We start from the raw sequence: 18,982 nt of genomic DNA on the forward strand, positions 1-18,982 counted from the left end.
GAAGGGGAGACAGCGCGGTACGGAAGGGGGACAGCGCCGTACTGAGGGGTGCGGCGGACCTGTCGGGCCGCTTCGACGCGGCTCCCGGCCTTGGACGTTCAGGCAGCGGTGCCGTGCGGCCGGACGACGACCTTCAGGTGCGTCGGGTCCATGACCGGCGCGCGCAGGGCGTCGGCGGCACGGTCGAGCGGGAAGCGGCCCGTGAGGATGGACGAGAGGTCCACCCGGCCGTCGGCCGCCAGGGCCAGCGCGGTGGGGAACGCGTGGGCGTAGCGGAACGCGGTGACGAGGTCGATCTCCCACCGCTGGAGGTGCGCGAGCGGTAGTCCGTCGACGGCGGGAGCGGCCTGTCCGACGACGGTGGCGCGTGCGGCGGGCTTCAGGGTGCGAAGCCCCTGCCAGAGCGCGGCGGGGTGGGCCGAGCACTCCAACAGCCGGTCCATGCCGGTGATTTCGAGGTCCTGTGCGGCGGTGTTGACCACCGCGGTGGCGCCGAGCTTGCGGGCCTGGGCGAGCCGGGCGTCGTTCACATCGGTGACGATCACCTCGGCCGCGCCCGCGGCTCGTGCCACCTGGGCCACGAGGATGCCGATCGGTCCGGCTCCGGTGATCAGGACCCGGTGTCCGAAGGCGACCTCGGCCCGCCGCACGGCCCAGACCGCGACGGCCAACGGCTCGATCAGCGAACCGAGTTCGAGCGGAACCCCGTCCGGCAGGGGATGGACGGCCCGGGCGGGGACGACGACGTGTCCGGCGAGGACTCCATGTGTCGGCGGTGAGCCCAGACAGGTGCCGTGCGGACAGAGGTTGTAGCGGCCCGAACGGCAGGTCCGGCAGGTGCCGCAGCCGACGGCGGGTTCGATCGCGACCGGCGTACCGGCCTCGACATCCGTCCCGGGGCCGACGGCCGTGACGACACCGGATGCCTCGTGGCCGAGGACGGTCGGCTGCCGGAGCACGTTCTGGCCGTTGCGCCCGCCGGCGAAATAGTGCATGTCCGAGCCGCAGATGCCCACGGCGTCGATCTCGACGAGCACTTCGTCGGGGCCGAGGGTGCGCAGCGGGACCTCTTCGATGCGGAGGTCGTCCGGGCCGTGCAGTACGGCGGCTCTGGTCGTGGTGGGAGTAGTGGAAACTGACACGGTCTCACATCCTTGTGAGAGTGGTTGGGTTGGAGCTCAGGCCGCCAGCAGCGGCTCCGAGTCGGCGGCCTCGGCAGCGGCGCCCGCCGCCGCGTCCGTGCCGTGCCGGGCGAGGATGCCGATGAACTCGGCGACCCGCTCGGTGAATTGGGGGTGCTCGGCGAGCCGGTCGCCGAGCAGGCCGCCGTTCATGACGGCGGTGACGAAGTCCCGTACGGACGTGGTGCGTTCGGCCGTCCGCCGCAACTCCTCGCGCGCCGGGTCCGCCATCGCGGCGGCGTGCGGACCGGCGTCGAGGCCGGTGGGCGGCGCCATGCAGCACAGGTACGCGGCGACGGTCAGCGCGAGATGGTGGGGCATCCGTCCACCGCGCAGCTGCCTGAGTGCCGGGTCCGGCACCCGCTGGCGCAGCTTGACGGAGCCGTCCGAGCCGACCTGCTGGGTGCGGTGCCCGAGAGCCGTGTTGGCCCAGCGGTCGAAGAGCTGTGCCACGTAGGCGTCGAGGTCGAGGCCGGCGGGGACGGTGAGGCTGGGCAGGTAGTCGTCGTGCAGGACGCGGCGCGCGGCCTCGGCGACGAAGGGCCGGCCGATCGCGTCCGGGATGGTGGCCCGGCCGTCGAGCGCGCCCAGGTAGGCGATGAGCGAGTGGGTGCCGTTCAGCAGCCGCAGTTTGAGCAGTTCGTACGGCTCGACGTCCTCGGCGAACAGCGCGCCGCCGTGCTCCCAGCCGGGCCGGCCGGCGGCGAAGCGGTCCTCCAGGACCCACATGGTGAACGGCTCGGCGGCCACGGGGACTTCGTCCCGCAGACCGAGCCGGTCGGCGACCGTTCGGCGGTACGCGTCGGTGGTGGCCGGGACGATCCGGTCGACCATGGTGTTCGGGAACGTCACGGCGCCGGCCAGCCACGGGAGGAGTTCGTCGCGCTCGACGGCCGGCAGTGCCTCGGCGAACTCCCGCACCAGGCGCCCGGTCTGCCCTCCGTTGCCGGCCAGGTTGTCGCAGCTGAGCACGGTGACGGGCGTGGCGTGCGAACGCAGGCGGCGCTGCAGCCCTCGTACGATCAGGCCGATCGTGGTCCGCGGCGGTGCCTCGCCGCGCAGGTCGGACCGTACGCCGTCGTGGTCGGTGTCGAGGTGCCCGGTGCGCGGCGAGAAGGTGTAGCCGTGCTCGGTGACGGTGAGCGAGACGATCCTGGTGGCCGGGGCGGCGACTGCGTCGAGGACGGCGTCCGGCTGCTGGGTGGCCACCAGTGCTCCGGTGTGCACGGCGGGAATCGTGACGCGGGATTCCGTCGGCGAGATCTCGACCACGCCGTAGCGGAAGTCCTGGGCGCGCAGCGCGTCGGCCACGGTCGCCGAGCGGCTCGCCACTCCGAGGATCCCCCAGGGGCCGTCGGTGTGGTCGAGGGCGGCTGCGGTGTAGACGGCCTGGTGGGCGCGGTGGAAGTTGCCGAGTCCCAGGTGCACGATGCCGGTCTCGGCGAGTGCCCGCCGGTGCAGGAGTGAAGAGGCGGCAGCCGTACGGGAGTTGAGAGTGGGAAGGTCCGTGGTCGTCATGTCACCAGTCCGTCATCGAGCCGTCGCGGCGGCGGGCCACGGGCAGGTAGGCGGGTTCGTAGGGATACCGGGCGGCCAGGGCCTCGTCGACCTCGACGCCGAGGCCGGGGGCGTCGCCGGGGTGCAGATGCCCGTCGGCGTAGCTCCACTCGTGCCGGAACACCTCGTGGACCAGCGGCTCGTAGCCCATGTACTCCTGGATGGCGAAGTTCGGGGTGGACAGGCCGACGTGCAGGGACGCGGCCAGCGCGACGGGTGAGACGTCCGAGGGGCCGTGCGGGCCCAGCTTCACCTGCCAGACCTCCGCCAGGGCGGCGATGCGGCGCAGATGACTGATGCCGCCTGCGTGCGTGACGCACGTGCGGATGTAGTCGATCAGCTGCTCGGTGATGAGCGTCTGGCATTCCCAGACGGTGTTGAAGACCTCACCGATCGCCAGCGGTGTCGTGGTGTGCCGGCGCACGTGGCGCAGCACTTCCTGGTTCTCGGCCGGGGTGACGTCCTCCAGCCAGAAGAGGTCGACGTCCTCCAGGGCGCGGCCGAGGCGTGCGGCCTCGTTCGGGGTGAGGCGGTGGTGGGCGTCGTGGAGGAGCTTCACCTCGGGCCCGACGTGCTCACGGGCCGCCGCCAGTGCGCCGGGGGCGTGCCGCAGATAGGCGGCGGTGTCCCAGACCTCCTCGACGGGGGCGGCGCCGCGGCCGGCCGGCTCGTATCCGGCGTCCGGACTGCCGACGCCGTAGACGATGTCCAGCCCGGGCACGCCCGTCTGGGCCCGGATGGCCTGGAAGCCGCGTTCGCGCTGGGCGTCGAGGGAGTCGAGCAGTTGCGGGACGTCCCAGCCGGTGGCGTGGGTGTAGGTGAGGACGCGGTCGCGGACGGCGCCGCCGAGGAGTTGGTAGACGGGCTGGTCGGTGGCCTTGCCCTTGATGTCCCACAGGGCGAGGTCGACGGCGCCGATGGAGGTCATGGTGACCGGGCCGCGCCGCCAGTACACCCCGCGGTACAGGTACTGCCAGGTGTCCTCGATACGCGCCGGGTCGCGGCCGATCAGCAGCGGGGCGACATGGTCGCGCAGGTAGGAGGCGACGGCGAGTTCGCGGCCGTTGAGGGTGGCGTCGCCCCAGCCGACCAGCCCCTCGGCGGTGGTGATCTTGAGGGTGACGAAGTTGCGTCCCGGGCTGGTGACGATGACGTCCGCCGAGACGATGGTGTCGTGCTTGCTCATCGGACCCTCTCCACGATGTTGTGCAGCCCTTCGCCGGCCGCCAGCCGGCGGATGTTGGCTGTGATGTCGGACATCCGGCGGGCGAAGGTCTGCCGGGTGAGCCCCGAGGAGTGCGGCGTCATCAGCACGTTGGGCAGGTCGTGGAAGGCATGGCGGCTCGGTGCCCCCGTGTTGCCCGAGGCCGGGTAGTCGTACCAGACGTCGATCGCGGCACCTCCGATCACACCGTCGCGCAGGGAGGCGTACAGCGCGTCCTCGTCGACGACCGGGCCGCGGCCGACGTTGACCAGGACGGCCGACTCGCCCATGCGGGCCAGTTCCGGCGCGCCGATCAGCCCGGTGGTCCGCTCGGAGAGCGGTACCGAGACCACGACCACGTCCGCGGTGTCCAGGAGTGGGTCCAGGTCGTCGACGCGCCCCGCCCACACGAGCCTCTCGGCCACCGCGTCGACGTCACCGCGACGGGTCACGGCCACGCCTCGGGCGCCGAACGCCCGGAAACGCTGCCAGGTGCGGGCGCCGATGTGCCCGAACCCGACGAATCCGATCGTGGTGTCGGCCAGCGCGTCGGGCCACGGTGCGCCGGGCGAATGGGCGGGCGAGTCCCAGGTGCCGCGCCGCAACGCCGCGTCCTGACGCAGGAATCCGCGCCGCAGCAGGACCGTGGCGGCCACGACGTACTCGGCGATCGAGTCCTCGTGGTGGAAGGTGTTGGCGACGAGGGTGCCCGGGGGCAGCGCCGCGACGTCGATCTTGTCGATACCGGCGCCGGCGGCGTGCACCAGGCGCAGCCCCTTGCCCGCCGCCGCCATCTCGGGCGAGCACACCCCCGACACCAGCACGTCGGCGTCGCGCAGTGCTTCGACGACGGCGTCGGTGTCGGCGGGGTCGGGCCAGCTCACGGTGGTCCGGCCAGGCAGGTCGGCCTCGAACCGCTCGCGCAGCGGGGCCAGATTGGGGTCGGCGACGACGACGCTCAGACCATCGGTGTTCAGGGGCGGACCCTTGTACGTCGTCATGCGTGCTCCCGGGTGACAGGAGGCGTGCGGGTCGTCGCGACAGGCCCAGTGGAGCCGCGGACCACGAGCTGGGTGGGCAGCCGCAGTGTGCGCGGCTCCCGGTGCTCGTCGGCGATGGCCTGGGAGAGCATCTCCAGGCTGAGCGCCCCGGCCCGGTCCATGGGGACCGCGATGGTGCTCAGTGCGGGGTACGCGGTCGCGGCGAGCGGCATGTCGTCGATGCCGACCACGCTGAGGTCGTCCGGGACACGCACCCCGAGCTGCCGTGCTCCGGCGATCACGCCGAGGGCGACGAGGTCGTTGTGTGCGATCACGGCGGAGGCGCCGGACGCGATCACCCCGGCCGCCGCGGCGGTGCCGCCGGCCACCGTCTCGGACTGCCAGCCGAGCACCTCCAGCTCCAGGCCGACCCGCTCGGCCTGGACACGGGCCAGGTCGACGCGGTGGCTGTTGGACCACGAGTGCTGGGACCCCTGGACGTACGCGAGGTGCCGGTGGCCCAGCGCCGCCAGGTACTCGACGGTCTGGCGCAGGCCGTCACCGGCGTCCGCGAGAACACAGTCCGCGGTGGTGGTCTCGCGGTTGACGAGCACGACGGGGGTGTCGCCGCAGAGCGCGAGAACGTCCTCGGCGTCGAGCCGGGGCGAGCACACGACGAGCCCGGCGGACCTGGCCCGCAGCTGTGTGATCACCGCCCGCTCCCGGTCGGGGTCGAAGTCGGTGTCGGCGAGCACGATGGTCTGCCCGCGGTGCCAGCCCTGGGCCTGCGCGGCCTTCACGAAGGCGCCGAAGACCGGGTTGGCGATGTCCGGCACGACCACGGCCACGGTGGCGGTGTCCGACGGCAACTCGGCGGGACGTGGCGGCGGCGGTGGCTCGTAGCCCAGCTCTTGCGCAACTTCCAGAACCTTGCGCAAGGTCTCCGGCCCCAGTCGCTGGGGGTCGCTGAACGCCCGGGATGCCGTGGAAAGCGCCACATTCGCGCGCTTCGCGACGTCGGTCAAGGTGGGGGCCACGCTGCCACTCCGTTCCGCAGTTACCGCTGCATGAACTCTGCGTTACCCATACTCGGCAAGCTTGCGCAACCTTGTCAATGCTTGCCGCGAGATGAGTTCCCGAGGTGGATCGGGGGCAGGGGGTGGCGGGGCAGGTGACTGAACGTCATGAGTTCGGTGGCTCTCGGCGGTTGAGCGCGGCCTGGAGCCTCGCGCCGATCGGCGCGGCCCGGAGCGCCGCCGCAGCGGCCGGGCGGATCCTCAATCCCGCTGCTCGTCGGCCGGTGCCTTCAGCAGTCGGTCCAGCTCGTGTCCGGCCTCGTCGTATCCGGCGTCGGAGATCCGCTGCAGCTCGCGCAGGTCGCCGGTCGTCTTTGCGCGCCTCGTGAGCAGGAAGCCCGCGCGCATGGATCCCTCGTCCAGCAGCTCGCTCAGTTCCCCGAGGTCACCGGCCGAGTCGGCAAGGTCGGCAAGGCGGTCCAGCGCGGTCTCGTTGCCCGCATCGGCCAGCTCGCGCAGGGTCTCCCGGTCGACATTCGTGTTCGTCATGCGGCCATGCTGCAACCCCGCCCCAGGGGCAGGGTCAAGTGGCACGATGGCCGGGTGATCACCATCGGGCAGCTGGCCGGGTATGTCGGGGTGTCGGTCAAGACCGTCCGCGTCTACCACGACAAGGGCCTGCTCCCCGAGCCCGACCGCGACGCGTCCGGCTACCGGCGGTACGGCGCGAACGACGTCATCGACCTGATCAAGATCCGCACGCTCGCCGAAGCCGGCGTCCCCCTGGCCCGTATCCGGGACCTGAGATCGGCGGGCGACGAGGAGTTCCAGCAGGCGCTGCGAGAGATCGACGACGGGCTCACCGACCGCATCCGTGGCCTGCGGGCGACGCAGGGGCGTCTGCGCAGGCTCGCCGCCGGGGATCTCGCACCGCTGCCCGCCGAGGTCGGCGCCCATCTGGAGGACCTGGCCCGCTGGGGATTCACGCCTCGTTGGGTGGACCTGCAACGCGACCTGTGGATCCTCGTGTTCGCCACCCACCCGGACCGGGCCATCGCGCTGTTCCACGACCAGGCCGAGATCCTCGCCGACCCGGCGCTGCGGCAGCTTTTCCTCGACTACGACCACGCGTACGACCTCGACGCCGACGATCCCCGCATCGACGACCTCGCCCGCCGCGCCGCCGAGGCGACCCGGGAACGCTACGGACCGGACGAACTGCCCGGGCTGGACGCGGCCTCCGAGATCCCCGCCCTCATCCAGGGCACGGTCAACGCCTCGTCCCCGGCGTGGCGGCGACTCGACACGCTCATCCGCGCCCAACTGGACGTGTGACTCGGCGGGTTCGGAAGCACGGGAACACGGTCCCGGCCGGCGTGCGCCGCCGCGAACGGGACTGTCACCGTGCCGGACGGAGCCTCAACGTCGCGCGTGGCGGATCGTCAGCCGTCCGAACCCCATTGCCCCTGAGATCCGGATCGTCGGGCCGCCGGTGCCGGGGGAGCGCCGCCGGGGCTTGTAGCGCGAGTCCTTCCACCCGGTATGCAGACCCTCGACGTCGACGACCGCGTCGCGAGGCACCTTGATCTTGGCCCTGCCGGTGCCCAGTTGCAGCTCGATGTCGACCACCGGATGCTCGATGACCGCCCGGGACAGGTTCAGGTACACCCTGCCGAACGCGGACTCGACCTTGAGGAACCGAGGCACCCGCCAAGGGCCGCGCCGCTGGATCCGTCCCCCGGCGGCGGCGATCGTGGACGTGGGGGCCGCACGCTCCGCCGGGAGCGAGGCCAGCACCGGAACGAGCTCGCTGTGCGTCCTGGCGGTGAGCGCCAGGTCGAGGCGTCCGTCCATGTCCTCGTGCGAGATGTGTCCTGCGGCGTAGGCGTCCTGGAGGCGCTGCACGGCCGTGTCGCGGTCGTCCTCGCTGATCGGCAACGGCGCGTCTTCCGGCGGAGAGGTCACCGTTTCACTCTAGTGCCGTACGAGTGCCGTACGGGCGATGCGAAGGCGCCGAGATCCATTGCGGGCAAGGCATCCGACGGGAATGTCGGCCGCTCGTCGCCGTGGCCCTGCTCGCCCGACTTGGCGCACCCCCTGGCACCCGCTCGGCCCAGCCCCCGTCAAGGCGGTGTCAACGTCCTCGCGACCGGCGACAAGGATGCGTCAAGGAGTGCTCCGAGCGCCCCGGACAAGCGCTTCGGTGGGGGAAGTAACTGTTCCCCCCGGGGAGTTGATCGCCAGTGAGCGGAGCACGTCGGCTGCGATGAGTGACGTACGGGACAGGACGAGTGACGTACGGACCGGCGGGAGCGAGGCAGAGGCCGGTGCGGGTGACGTACGTCCTGGACGCCCCGGACGTCTCAAGGTGTACCTCGGAGCCGCCCCGGGCGTGGGGAAGACCTACCGCATGCTCGACGAGGCGCGGCGCAGGGCGGCGCGTGGCGTCGATGTCGTGGTGGGGTTCGTCGAGTGCCACGGGCGGCCCGGCACGGAAGGGATGCTCGACGGTCTGGAGGTCGTCGAGCGGGCCTCGTGCGCCTGCCGCGGTGGGGAGTTCGAGGAGATGGACCTCGCCGCGGTCCTCGCGCGGCGCCCGCGGGTCGCGATCGTGGACGAGTTCGCCCACAGCAACGTTCCCGGGGGAGGCCGCAATCCCAAGCGGCGGCAGGACATCGAGGAACTGCTCGCGGCCGGGATCGATGTCGTCACCGCCCTCAACATCCAGCATCTGGAGTCGCTGAACGACGTCGTCGAGAAGATCACGCGCGTACCGCAGCACGAGACGGTGCCCGACGAGGTCGTACGACGGGCCCATCAGATCGAGCTGGTGGACATCCCGCCCGAGGGGCTGCGCCGGCGGATGGCGCACGGCAACATCTACGCGCCGGAGAAGGTCGACGCCGCTCTCGCCGACTACTTCCGTCCCGGCAATCTGACCGCGCTGCGGCAGCTCGCCCTGCTGTGGGTCGCCGACCGCGTCGACGAAGCGCTGCAGTCCTACCGCTCCGAGCACGACATCGGCGGGGTGTGGGAGACCCGGGAGCGGGTCGTGGTGGCGCTGACCGGCGGGCCGGAGGGGGACACGCTGATCCGGCGGGCCGCCCGCGTCGCGGACCGGTCCGCGGGCGGTGACCTGCTCGCCGTGCACGTGACCCGCAGCGACGGCCTCGCCGCGGGCGCCTCGCACGCCTCCCTGGCCCGGCAACGGCGGCTGATCGAGGACCTCGGTGGCAGCTACCACTCCGTGATCGGCGACGACGTCGCCGCCGCCCTGGTGGAGTTCGCCCGCGCCGAGAACGCCACCCAGCTCGTCCTCGGCACCAGCCGCCGTGGCCGCCTCGAACGGTTCGCCACCGGACGCGGCACCGGTGAGACGGTCGTCGAACTCTCCGCCGACATCGACATCCACATGGTCACGCACGAGCGCGCCGGGCGCGGCACGCTGCTGCCCTCACGCAGGCGCACCCTCTCGACCGTACGAAGGATCGCGGGCCCGGTCGCCGGTCTGCTGCTGCCGGTGGCGCTCACCTTCCTGCTGGACCTGGACGTGGCCAGGGACAAGCTCAACCTCACCAGCGAGGCCCTGCTCTTCCTGCTCACCGTGGTGGGGGTGGCATGCATAGGCGGGGTCGCGTCGGCGGTGATCGCGTCGGTCACGGCGTCGTTGCTGCTCAACTACTGGTTCATTCCGCCCGTGGGGCAGTTCACGCTCAACGATCCGAACGCGCTGCTGGCCCTGGCGGTCTTCGCGGTGGTCGCCGCCACCGTGGCCGCGGTCGTCGACCGCTCGCTGCGGCTGTCGAGACGCTCGGCCCGCGCCACCGCCGAGGCGGAGACCATGTCCTCGCTCGCCGGCACCATCGTGCGGGGCGGCGCGACCATACCCGCGCTGGTGGAACGTACCCGCGAGACCTTCGGCATGGACTCCGCCGAGCTGGTGGACGAGCCGCCCGGAGAGGACGGCGTGACGGCGGTCCCGGCGGGGCCCGGCGCCTTCCTGGTGCTGCGCGGCCGCATCCTCCCGTCCTCCGAACGGCGCGTGCTGGCAGCCTTCGCCGCGCACGTGGGGTCGGCGGTCGAGCGGTCCCGGCTCGCCCAGGCCGCCGCCGAGGTCGAACCGGTCAAGGCCGCCGACCGGATGCGTACGGCGTTGCTGCGGGCGGTCGGCCATGATCTGCGCACGCCGCTCGCCGCGGGCTGGGCAGCCGTCTCCTCGCTCCGCAGCCGGGACGTGGAGTTCTCCGACGAGGACCGGGACGAACTCCTCGCCACCGCCGACGAGTCCATGGCCAGGCTGAACCGGCTGATCGAGAACCTCCTCGACCTCAGCCGCCTCCAGGCCGGCGCACTCACCCTCGACCTGCGCGCCACCGCCCTGGAGGAGGTCCTCCCCGCGGCGCTCGCCGACACCCCCGAGGTCGAGGTGGCGGACCTGGAGGAAGTGCCCGCGGTACTGGCCGACCCGCCCCTGCTCGAACGGGTGATCGCCAACCTGGCAGGCAACGCCGCCCGCCACAGTCCGCCGGGGCGCAAGGTGCTGCTTGCCGCCAGTGCCCACGCGGGCCGCGTCGAGCTGCGTGTCGTCGACCGGGGTCCCGGCCTCCCGTCCACCGACCGGGACCGGCTCTTCGAACCCTTCCAGCGCCTCGGCGACACCGACAACACGACGGGCCTCGGCCTGGGCCTGGCGCTCTCGCGGGGCCTGACCGAGGCGATGAACGGCACCCTCACCCCGGAGGACACCCCGGGCGGGGGTCTGACCATGGTGCTGTCCCTGCCCTTCGCCGAGCAGGTGCAGGTGCGGCGCGCCAGTGATACGCAGAGGACAGGAGGCGGCTCATGAGCTCCGAAAGCGGTATACGAGGGCCACGGCTCTCGGGCGCCGGGGCGAACGCAGGAGGTGACGGTGTGATGACCGGCTATCCGCTCCGGGACCGGCTCGCCCTGCCGGCAGGCCTCGCGGGACCGTTCCTGGTGGCACTCCTGCTGGTGCCCTTCCGCACCGACCTGTCCCGTACGAACGCCGCGCTGATCCTCGTCGTGGCCGTCGTCGCGGTCGCCGCCCTCGGGAGCCGGGTGGCGGGCGCGCTCGCGGCACTGTCGGCGGCGGCCTGGTTCGACTTCTTCCTCACGCGTCCCTACCAGACCTTCGACATCAACACCTCCGCCGATGTCGAGACCGCGGTACTTCTGCTGGTCGTCGGCCTGATCGTGTCCCAGCTCGCGGCCCGCGCCCGCCGCCTGGAAGTGATCACGGTGACCGACGCCGACCACCTCCGCCGCATCCACGAGACCGCCGAACTCGCCCAGTCCGCCAAGTCCTCGGACACCGTCGTCGACCACGTCCGGGGCCAGCTGACCGAGGTGCTCGGGCTGCGCGCCTGCCGCTTCGAGTACGGAACCCTCATGGGCCGGCCGCCCCGCCTCGAACAGGACGGGAACGTCGCGGTCGGCCGACGGCACCGGGACGTCGACATCGACGGCTGGCCGGACGGCGAGATCGAGCTCCGCACCTACGGCAACGGCCACTACCTCGGCCGCTTCATGCTCACCCCAGGCCCTGGTCCCGTACCGCCCCTCCAGGCCCGCCTCGTCGCCGTCACCCTCGCCGACCAGACGGGCACGGCCCTCGACACGGCAGGGCCGGTGAAGGACGGCTGACCCCGGGGAACTGATGCCGGGCGCTGACCCCGGGGAACGGCACGGGCGCATCACAGGGCCGTCAGGACCACGTCAAGGTTGGGCCCTTGGGCGCGAAGAAGGCGCAAGGAGCGGCCGGACACGGCCGGAACCGGACAGAACCTGAGCGCACCCGCGCATCGCCCTCCCACATGCACGGGCCTTTCCGTGCGTGAAGGAGTACGAATCCCATGTCTGTCCTGACCATCGAGCCCGGCGAGGCCCCCGCCGCCGAGGAACCGCCCGACAGCGGTGAACGGCATCGGCTCACCGCCGTCACCGGCCTGGCCGCGCTCTCGCTCGACGCGATGGCGTCGGTGGCGTACGGCCCCGAGGCGATCGTCCTCGTACTGGCCGCGGCGGGCGCGCACGGCCTCGGCTTCACCCTGCCGGTCACGCTGGCGATCGCCGGGCTGCTCGCGGTGCTGGTGGCCTCGTACCGGCAGGTCATCGCCGCGTTCCCGGACGGCGGCGGGTCGTACGCCGTCGCGAAGACCCATCTGGGCGCGCGGACGAGCCTGGTGGCGGCGGCCTCGCTCGTCCTGGACTACGTACTCAACGTCGCCGTGGCGGTCACGGCCGGTGTCGCCGCTCTGACCTCGGCCTTCCCCGCCATGTACGGCGACCGGCTGTGGCTGTGCCTGGTCGTGCTGGTGCTGATCACGGCGGTGAACCTGCGCGGGATCGTGGAGTCGGCGCGGGTGTTCATCGTGCCGACCGCGGTCTTCGTCGTCTCGATCCTGATCCTGATCGGCGTCGGCCTGTTCCGGTCCGCGCCGGTCAGTACGGAAGCCGCCGCGGGCCATGCCTCCGTGCTCTCGGACAACGCCACCACGGTCGGTGCGCTGCTTCTGCTGAAAGCTTTCGCCTCGGGCTGTTCGGCACTCACCGGCGTGGAGGCGATCGCCAACGCCGTGCCGTCCTTCCGCGTTCCGCGCGTGAAGCGGGCGCAGCACGCGGAGGTGGCGCTGGGCGCGGTGCTCGGCGTGATGCTGATCGGCCTGTCCGTGCTGATCTCCCGTTTCCACCTCCAGCCGGTCGAGGGCGTCACCGTCCTCGCGCAGCTGGCCGACGCCTCGCTGGGCCACAACTGGGCTTTCTACGTCATCCAGTTCGCGACGATGATCCTGCTGGCGCTCTCCGCGAACACGTCCTTCGGCGGGCTCCCGGTCCTGCTGAAGCTGCTGGCCCGCGACAACTACCTGCCGCACGTCTTCGCCCTCAAGGCCGACCGCCAGGTCCACCGCCACGGCGTACTCGCGCTGTCCCTGGTCTCCGCCGCGCTGCTCGTCTTCTCCGGCGGTGACACCAACACGCTCGTGCCGCTCTTCGCGATCGGCGTCTTCGTCGGCTTCACGATCGCCCAGGTCGGCATGGTCGTCCACTGGCGCGGGGAGCGGGGGAGAGGCTGGCGCGGGAAGGCTCTGCTGAACGGCTTCGGCGGCGTCCTGACCGGTGTGTCGGCCGTGGTCGTGACGGCGACCAAGTTCGAGGAGGGCGCCTGGCTGATCGTCATCGCCCTGCCGCTGCTGGTGGCGGCCTTCACGGCCGTGCACCGCGCGTACGCCCGGATCGGCGAGCGCCTGGGCCTGGGCCGCATCCCCGAGCATCCGCACCGCGACCGCTCCGTGGTGATCGTGCCCGTGTCGAACCTGTCGCGGCTGACGGTCGAGGCCCTGAACGCCGCCGCCTCGCTCGGGGACGAGGTGCGCGCGGTGACCGTCTGCCACCCCGACCCCGAGGACCGCGCCCAGCTGTACGAGCTGGAGCGCGACTGGGCGCGCTGGGACCCCGGGGTGCCGCTGATCCGGCTCACCTCCGAGCGCCGCGCCCTGGGCCGTCCGATCGCCGCGTACGTGGGCGAGACGGCCGCCGCCGAGCCCGGCACCCGCGTCACCGTCCTGATCCCCGAGGTCGAGCCGGACCGGCTGTGGCAGCGGCTGCTGCAGAACCAGCGGGGTGCCGTGGTCGCCCATGCCGTCCGGAAGGACACGGACGCGGTGATCTGCCGGCTGCGGTTCCGCATCTGATCCCGAGCGCCGGAAGCACTCCTCCCGGAGGGCTCACCGCGGCGGTGTTCAGGCGCCCGGGGGGATTGGTTCACGCAGATGGATCAGCCCGCCGTATGGGTTCCGTCAAAGCCGTACGAACCTGCGTATGGGAGCCGTCAACGGCGCTCGAATCCGGCCAGAGAGGCGCTTTCCTCTAATCGTCCGTTCGATTCGAACCTCATCTAGGAGCTTGCGATGGCCGACGTGGCCTTCGTCGTCACCACGATCGCGGTGTTCGCGCTGGTGGCTCTCGTCGCCAAGGGGGTGACGAAGCTGTGACCGCCGAGAACATCGTCGGCCTGATCGTGGCCGTCGCCCTGCTGGGCTATCTCGTCCTCGCCCTGATCTTCCCGGAGAGGTTCTGAGCAGCGATATGAGTCCCGTACTCGCCGGCGTGCTCCAGATGGTCGCTCTCATAGCGGCCCTGGCTCTCGCCTACCGTCCCCTCGGCGACTACATGGCCAAGGTCTACTCCTCGGACAAGCACCTGCGCGTCGAGAAGTGGATCTACAAGGGCATCGGCGCCAACCCCAACACGGAGATGCGCTGGCCCGCGTACCTGCGCGGTGTCCTCGCCTTCTCCGCGGTGAGTGTGCTGTTCCTGTACCTGCTGCAGCGTTTCCAGGGCAGCCTGCCCGGCTCGCTGGGCTTCTCATCGATCGACCCGGACCAGGCGTTCAACACCGCCGCGTCGTTCGTCTCCAACACCAACTGGCAGTCGTACTACGGCGAACAGGCCATGGGCCACGTCGTACAGACCGGCGGCCTGGCGGTGCAGAACTTCCTGTCCGCCTCGGTCGGTATCGCGGTGGCCGTCGCGCTCGTCCGCGGCTTCGCTCGCTCGCGCACCGGTGAGCTCGGCAACTTCTGGTCCGACCTGGTGCGCGGCACCGTCCGCATCCTGCTGCCGATCTCGGTGATCGCCGCGATCGTGCTCGTGGCGTGCGGTGCGATCCAGAACTTCTCCGGCATCCACGAGGTCGGCCAGTTCACCGGCGGTTCGCAGCAGTGGAACGGTGGCGCGGTCGCCTCCCAGGAGGCCATCAAGGAGCTGGGCACCAACGGCGGCGGCTACTTCAACGCCAACTCCGCCCACCCCTTCGAGAACCCCAACGCGTTCTCCAACCTCTTCGAGATCTTCCTGATCCTGCTGATCCCGTTCGCGCTCACCCGGACCTTCGGCCGGATGGTCGGCTCGCTCAAGCAGGGCTACGCGATCCTCGCCACGATGGTCACCATCTGGATCGGCTTCACGGCCCTGATGATGTGGACCGAATTCGCCCACCACGGTCCCGCGTTCGACATCGCGGGCGGCGCGATGGAGGGCAAGGAGACCCGCTTCGGAGTCGGCGCCTCGTCGATCTTCGCGGTGGCGACGACGCTGACCTCGACCGGTGCGGTGGACTCGTTCCACTCCTCGTTCACCGGACTCGGCGGCGGCATCACCATGCTCGGCATGCAGCTCGGCGAGATCGCGCCCGGTGGTACCGGCTCCGGCCTCTACGGCATGCTGATCATGGCCATCATCGCGGTGTTCATCGCCGGTCTGATGGTGGGCCGTACGCCCGAGTACCTGGGCAAGAAGATCGGCACCCGCGAGATCAAGTTCGCCGCCTGCTACATCCTCATCACCCCGGCGCTGGTGCTCGTCTTCACCGCCGCGGCGATGGCCCTGCCGACCCCGGGCAACTCGATGACGAACAGCGGCGCGCACGGTTTCTCCGAGATCCTGTACGCCTACACCTCGGCCTCGAACAACAACGGTTCGGCGTTCGCGGGTCTGAACGCGGACACGCAGTGGTTCAACAGCACGCTGGGTCTTGCGATGCTGCTCGGCCGCTTCCTGCCGATGGTGTTCGTCCTCGCGCTGGCCGGCTCGCTCGCCGAGCAGAAGCCGGTGCCCGCGACCGCGGGCACGCTGCGCACCGAAAAGCCGCTGTTCACCGGGCTGTTGGTGGGCGCGATTCTCATCATCACCGGTCTGACCTACTTCCCGGCGCTCGCGCTGGGGCCGCTGGCCGAGGGGCTGGCGTCATGACCACCCGTATAGAGAAGCAAGAGGACACCGTGTCCACGACTACTCCCACCCGGGCGCCGCACAGCGATGTGCCGACCGGTCACAAGGACGAAGGACGCGTCGGCGCGGGTCTGTTCGACCCGAAGCAGCTGCTGAAGTCGCTGCCGGACGCCTGTCGCAAGCTCGACCCGCGGGTGATGGTCAAGTCCCCCGTGATGTTCGTGGTGTTGGTGGGCTCGGTCCTGACGACCGTGTTCTCCTTCAAGGACCCGGGCGACTGGTTCGGCTGGGCCATCAGCGCCTGGCTCTGGCTCACCGTGATCTTCGCCAACCTGGCGGAGGCGGTGGCCGAGGGCCGCGGCAAGGCCCAGGCGGACACCCTGCGCAAGGCCAAGACCGACACCGTCGCGCGCCGGCTGTCCAAGGACGGCGGATCCGAGGATCAGGTGCCGGGCACCGAACTGCGCGTCGGCGACCTGGTCGTCTGCGAGGCGGGCGACATCATCCCCGGCGACGGTGACGTCGTCGAGGGCGTGGCGTCCGTGGACGAGTCGGCCATCACCGGCGAGTCGGCCCCGGTCATCCGCGAGTCCGGCGGCGACCGGTCCGCGGTCACCGGCGGTACGAAGGTGCTGTCCGACCGCATCGTCATCAAGATCACGACGAAGCCGGGCGAGACCTTCATCGACCGCATGATCGCCCTGGTCGAGGGCGCGGCCCGGCAGAAGACGCCCAACGAGATCGCGCTGAACATCCTGCTCGCCTCGCTGACGATCGTCTTCCTGCTGGCCGTCGCCACGCTGCCGCCGTTCGCGGACTATGCGGGCACGCACCTCACGATGGTCGTGCTGGTGGCCCTGCTCGTCTGTCTGATCCCGACCACCATCGGCGCGCTGCTCTCCGCGATCGGCATCGCGGGCATGGACCGGCTGGTGCAGCGGAACGTACTCGCCATGTCCGGCAGGGCAGTTGAGGCGGCGGGTGACGTGTCGACCCTGCTCCTCGACAAGACCGGCACCATCACGCTCGGCAACCGGCAGGCCTCCGAGTTCGTGCCGGTGAGCGGCACCACCGACGCCGTCCTGGCCGACGCCGCCCAGCTCTCCTCACTGGCCGACGAGACGCCCGAGGGCCGCTCCATCGTCGTCCTGGCGAAGGAGAAGTACGGGCTGCGCGAGCGGAGCCAGGGCGAACTGTCCGGCGCCGAGTGGATCGCCTTCACCGCCCAGACCCGTATGTCGGGCGTGGACGTCGACGGGCGCAAGATCCGCAAGGGTGCGGCCGGTTCGGTCATGGCCTGGGTCCGGGAGCAGGGCGGCGAGGTGTCCGAGGACGCCGACACCCTGGCCAACCGGATCTCCGAGGCGGGCGGCACCCCGCTGCTCGTGGCGATCGAGGACAGCGAAGGTGCCCGGGTGTTGGGCGTCATCCACTTGAAGGACGTCGTCAAGGACGGCATGCGCGAGCGGTTCGACGAACTGCGCCGAATGGGCATCAAGACCGTCATGATCACGGGTGACAACCCGCTGACCGCCAAGGCGATCGCGGACGAGGCAGGCGTCGACGACTTCCTCGCGGAGGCCACTCCCGAGGACAAGATGGCCCTCATCAAGCGCGAGCAGGCGGGCGGCAAGCTCGTCGCGATGACCGGCGACGGCACGAACGACGCGCCCGCGCTGGCCCAGGCGGACGTCGGCGTGGCGATGAACACGGGTACGTCGGCCGCGAAGGAGGCCGGCAACATGGTCGACCTCGACTCCAACCCGACCAAACTCATCGAGATCGTCGAGATCGGCAAGCAACTCCTCATCACCCGGGGCGCGTTGACGACGTTCTCCATCGCCAACGACGTCGCGAAGTACTTCGCGATCATCCCGGCGCTGTTCGCGGCGGTCTATCCGGGCCTGGACAAGCTCAACATCATGCAGCTGTCCTCGCCCGACTCCGCGATCCTGTCCGCGGTCATCTTCAACGCGCTGATCATCATCGCCCTGGTGCCGCTCGCCCTGCGGGGCGTGCAGTACCGGCCGGTGAGCGCGGACAAGCTGCTGCGGCGCAACCTCGGGATCTACGGCCTGGGCGGGCTGATCGCGCCCTTCATCGGCATCAAGATCATCGACCTGATCATCTCCCTCATCCCCGGAATCGGCTGATCGGCAATGAACAACTCGGTATCCAACACTGCTCGGTTGCTCTGGGCCGGCCTGCGCGCGCTGCTCGTCCTGACGGTGGTGACGGGCATCATCTACCCGCTGGCCATCACCGGCGTCGCCCAAGGACTCTTCAACGACAAGGCGAACGGCTCGGAGATCACGTCGAACGGCAAGGTCGTCGGCTCCTCGCTCATCGGCCAGGCCTACAACCTGCCGCTGAAGAAGGGCCAGGAGACCCCGGAGCCGGACCTGAAGTGGTTCCAGGGCCGTCCGCAGAACGGCCTGGGCACCAACAGCGTCAACACCCAGTACAAGCTGATCCTGTCCGGCGCCACCAACCGCTCCGGTGACAACGGCGCGGTCGACGGTGTCTGCCCGAAGGACCCGGCGAAGGCCGAGGAAGCCACCCTCTGCCAGTGGGTCGTCGCCGCCAAGGACGCCGTTATCAAGGACAACTCCGTGAACGGCTACACGGTCAAGAGCGTGCCGCCCGACGCGGTCACCTCCTCCGGCTCCGGCCTGGACCCGGACATCTCCCCGGCGTACGCCGACATCCAGGTCCACCGGGTCGCGGAGAAGAACGGGCTGCCCGTCGCCCAGGTCCAGAAGCTGGTCGACGACCACACCGACGGCCGTACGCTCGGCTTCATCGGGGAGCCCACGGTCAACGTCCTCCAACTCAACATCGCGCTCAAGGAACTTGTGGCGAAGAGCTGATGGCCTTACGCGCATCATGCGGGAGTTGGCGGCCGGGGCGACACCCCGTTCCGTCAACTCCCGCAGCCATGAAGCTTGTTCCGTACGACCTCGGCCCTCCGTGCAACAGGAAAGGCGTACACCGATGACCCGGGTACTGGTGGTGGAGGACGACCCTCAGCTCGTCCGGGCCCTCGTGATCAACCTTCAGGCCCGCAAGTACGGAGTGGACCCGGCACCCGACGGCGCCACCGCGCTCCGTCTCGCCGCCGCGCGCCAGCCCGACGTGGTCGTCCTGGACCTGGGTCTGCCGGACATGGACGGGGTGGACGTCATCAAGGCGCTGCGCGGCTGGACCCGCGTACCGATCCTGGTGCTGTCCGCCCGCCGGGCCTCCGACGAGAAGGTGGCCGCGCTCGACGCGGGCGCCGACGACTACGTCACC

16 protein-coding genes are annotated in these 18,982 nt (G+C 70.8%); 9 read left to right on the forward strand and 7 right to left on the reverse strand.

The window, feature by feature from the left end; translation table 11 throughout:
* Positions 1 to 98 precede the first annotated feature (98 nt).
* The 6 genes from AOK17_RS08065 to AOK17_RS08090 all read right to left on the reverse strand — a co-directional run bounded on the left by AOK17_RS08065 (position 99) and on the right by AOK17_RS08090 (position 6,487).
* Positions 99 to 1,142 (reverse strand): NAD(P)-dependent alcohol dehydrogenase, encoded by a 1,044-nt coding sequence (locus tag AOK17_RS08065; RefSeq protein WP_055611640.1) that lies wholly within the window; start codon positions 1,140 to 1,142, stop codon positions 99 to 101.
* Between the two features lie 36 nt (positions 1,143 to 1,178).
* A complete protein-coding gene (locus tag AOK17_RS08070; RefSeq protein ID WP_055611641.1) occupies positions 1,179 to 2,699 on the reverse strand; it encodes a mannitol dehydrogenase family protein in 1,521 nt (506 codons plus the stop codon).
* Position 2,700: 1 nt separating this feature from the next.
* Positions 2,701 to 3,924, reverse strand: a complete 1,224-nt coding sequence (gene manD / locus AOK17_RS08075; protein ID WP_055611642.1) for a D-mannonate dehydratase ManD — start codon at positions 3,922 to 3,924, stop codon at positions 2,701 to 2,703.
* Complete coding sequence (locus AOK17_RS08080) at positions 3,921 to 4,943, reverse strand: 2-hydroxyacid dehydrogenase (RefSeq protein WP_245697054.1); 1,023 nt, start codon at positions 4,941 to 4,943, stop codon at positions 3,921 to 3,923. The genes manD and AOK17_RS08080 overlap by 4 nt, the downstream gene beginning before the upstream one ends.
* The gene (locus AOK17_RS08085; RefSeq protein ID WP_055611643.1) at positions 4,940 to 5,959 is read right to left on the reverse strand and encodes a LacI family DNA-binding transcriptional regulator; all 1,020 of its coding nucleotides are present in this window, start codon (positions 5,957 to 5,959) and stop codon (positions 4,940 to 4,942) included. The genes AOK17_RS08080 and AOK17_RS08085 overlap by 4 nt, the downstream gene beginning before the upstream one ends.
* A gap of 240 nt (positions 5,960 to 6,199) precedes the next feature.
* Positions 6,200 to 6,487 (reverse strand): hypothetical protein, encoded by a 288-nt coding sequence (locus AOK17_RS08090; protein ID WP_055611644.1) that lies wholly within the window; start codon positions 6,485 to 6,487, stop codon positions 6,200 to 6,202.
* A gap of 54 nt (positions 6,488 to 6,541) precedes the next feature.
* On the opposite strand from AOK17_RS08090, the gene AOK17_RS08095 reads away from it, so the two are divergent.
* On the forward strand, positions 6,542 to 7,273 hold the full coding sequence (locus tag AOK17_RS08095) for a MerR family transcriptional regulator (protein ID WP_055611645.1): 732 nt from the start codon (positions 6,542 to 6,544) through the stop codon (positions 7,271 to 7,273).
* Positions 7,274 to 7,357: 84 nt separating this feature from the next.
* Here AOK17_RS08095 and AOK17_RS08100 read toward each other — a convergent pair whose 3' ends face one another.
* Positions 7,358 to 7,903: a DUF1707 SHOCT-like domain-containing protein gene (locus AOK17_RS08100; protein ID WP_055611646.1), complete on the reverse strand. Its 546-nt coding sequence runs from the start codon at positions 7,901 to 7,903 to the stop codon at positions 7,358 to 7,360.
* A 301-nt stretch (positions 7,904 to 8,204) separates the two neighbouring features.
* Here AOK17_RS08100 and AOK17_RS08105 point away from each other — a divergent pair, with 301 nt between their 5' ends.
* From AOK17_RS08105 to AOK17_RS08140, 8 genes are all read left to right on the forward strand, one after another.
* Complete coding sequence (locus tag AOK17_RS08105; protein ID WP_079052863.1) at positions 8,205 to 10,784, forward strand: ATP-binding protein; 2,580 nt, start codon at positions 8,205 to 8,207, stop codon at positions 10,782 to 10,784.
* Entirely contained in the window at positions 10,781 to 11,602 is an 822-nt protein-coding gene (locus AOK17_RS08110; protein ID WP_425424600.1) for a DUF4118 domain-containing protein, read from the forward strand. The genes AOK17_RS08105 and AOK17_RS08110 overlap by 4 nt, the downstream gene beginning before the upstream one ends.
* 209 nt (positions 11,603 to 11,811) lie before the next feature.
* Positions 11,812 to 13,650, forward strand: a complete 1,839-nt coding sequence (locus AOK17_RS08115; protein ID WP_055611648.1) for an APC family permease — start codon at positions 11,812 to 11,814, stop codon at positions 13,648 to 13,650.
* A 296-nt stretch (positions 13,651 to 13,946) separates the two neighbouring features.
* Complete coding sequence (gene kdpF, locus AOK17_RS08120; RefSeq protein WP_037659531.1) at positions 13,947 to 14,036, forward strand: K(+)-transporting ATPase subunit F; 90 nt, start codon at positions 13,947 to 13,949, stop codon at positions 14,034 to 14,036.
* An 8-nt stretch (positions 14,037 to 14,044) separates the two neighbouring features.
* Positions 14,045 to 15,709 (forward strand): potassium-transporting ATPase subunit KdpA, encoded by a 1,665-nt coding sequence (kdpA, locus tag AOK17_RS08125; protein ID WP_055611649.1) that lies wholly within the window; start codon positions 14,045 to 14,047, stop codon positions 15,707 to 15,709.
* On the forward strand, positions 15,706 to 17,841 hold the full coding sequence (gene kdpB / locus AOK17_RS08130) for a potassium-transporting ATPase subunit KdpB (protein ID WP_055611650.1): 2,136 nt from the start codon (positions 15,706 to 15,708) through the stop codon (positions 17,839 to 17,841). The genes kdpA and kdpB overlap by 4 nt, the downstream gene beginning before the upstream one ends.
* 6 nt (positions 17,842 to 17,847) lie before the next feature.
* On the forward strand, positions 17,848 to 18,558 hold the full coding sequence (locus AOK17_RS08135) for a potassium-transporting ATPase subunit C (protein WP_055611651.1): 711 nt from the start codon (positions 17,848 to 17,850) through the stop codon (positions 18,556 to 18,558).
* A 124-nt stretch (positions 18,559 to 18,682) separates the two neighbouring features.
* Positions 18,683 to 18,982 (forward strand): response regulator (locus tag AOK17_RS08140; RefSeq protein WP_157881284.1); only part of this gene is annotated, 300 nt, incomplete at its 3' end.

Source organism: Streptomyces phaeochromogenes (assembly GCF_001418655.1).
GTDB lineage: Bacteria > Actinomycetota > Actinomycetes > Streptomycetales > Streptomycetaceae > Streptomyces > Streptomyces phaeochromogenes.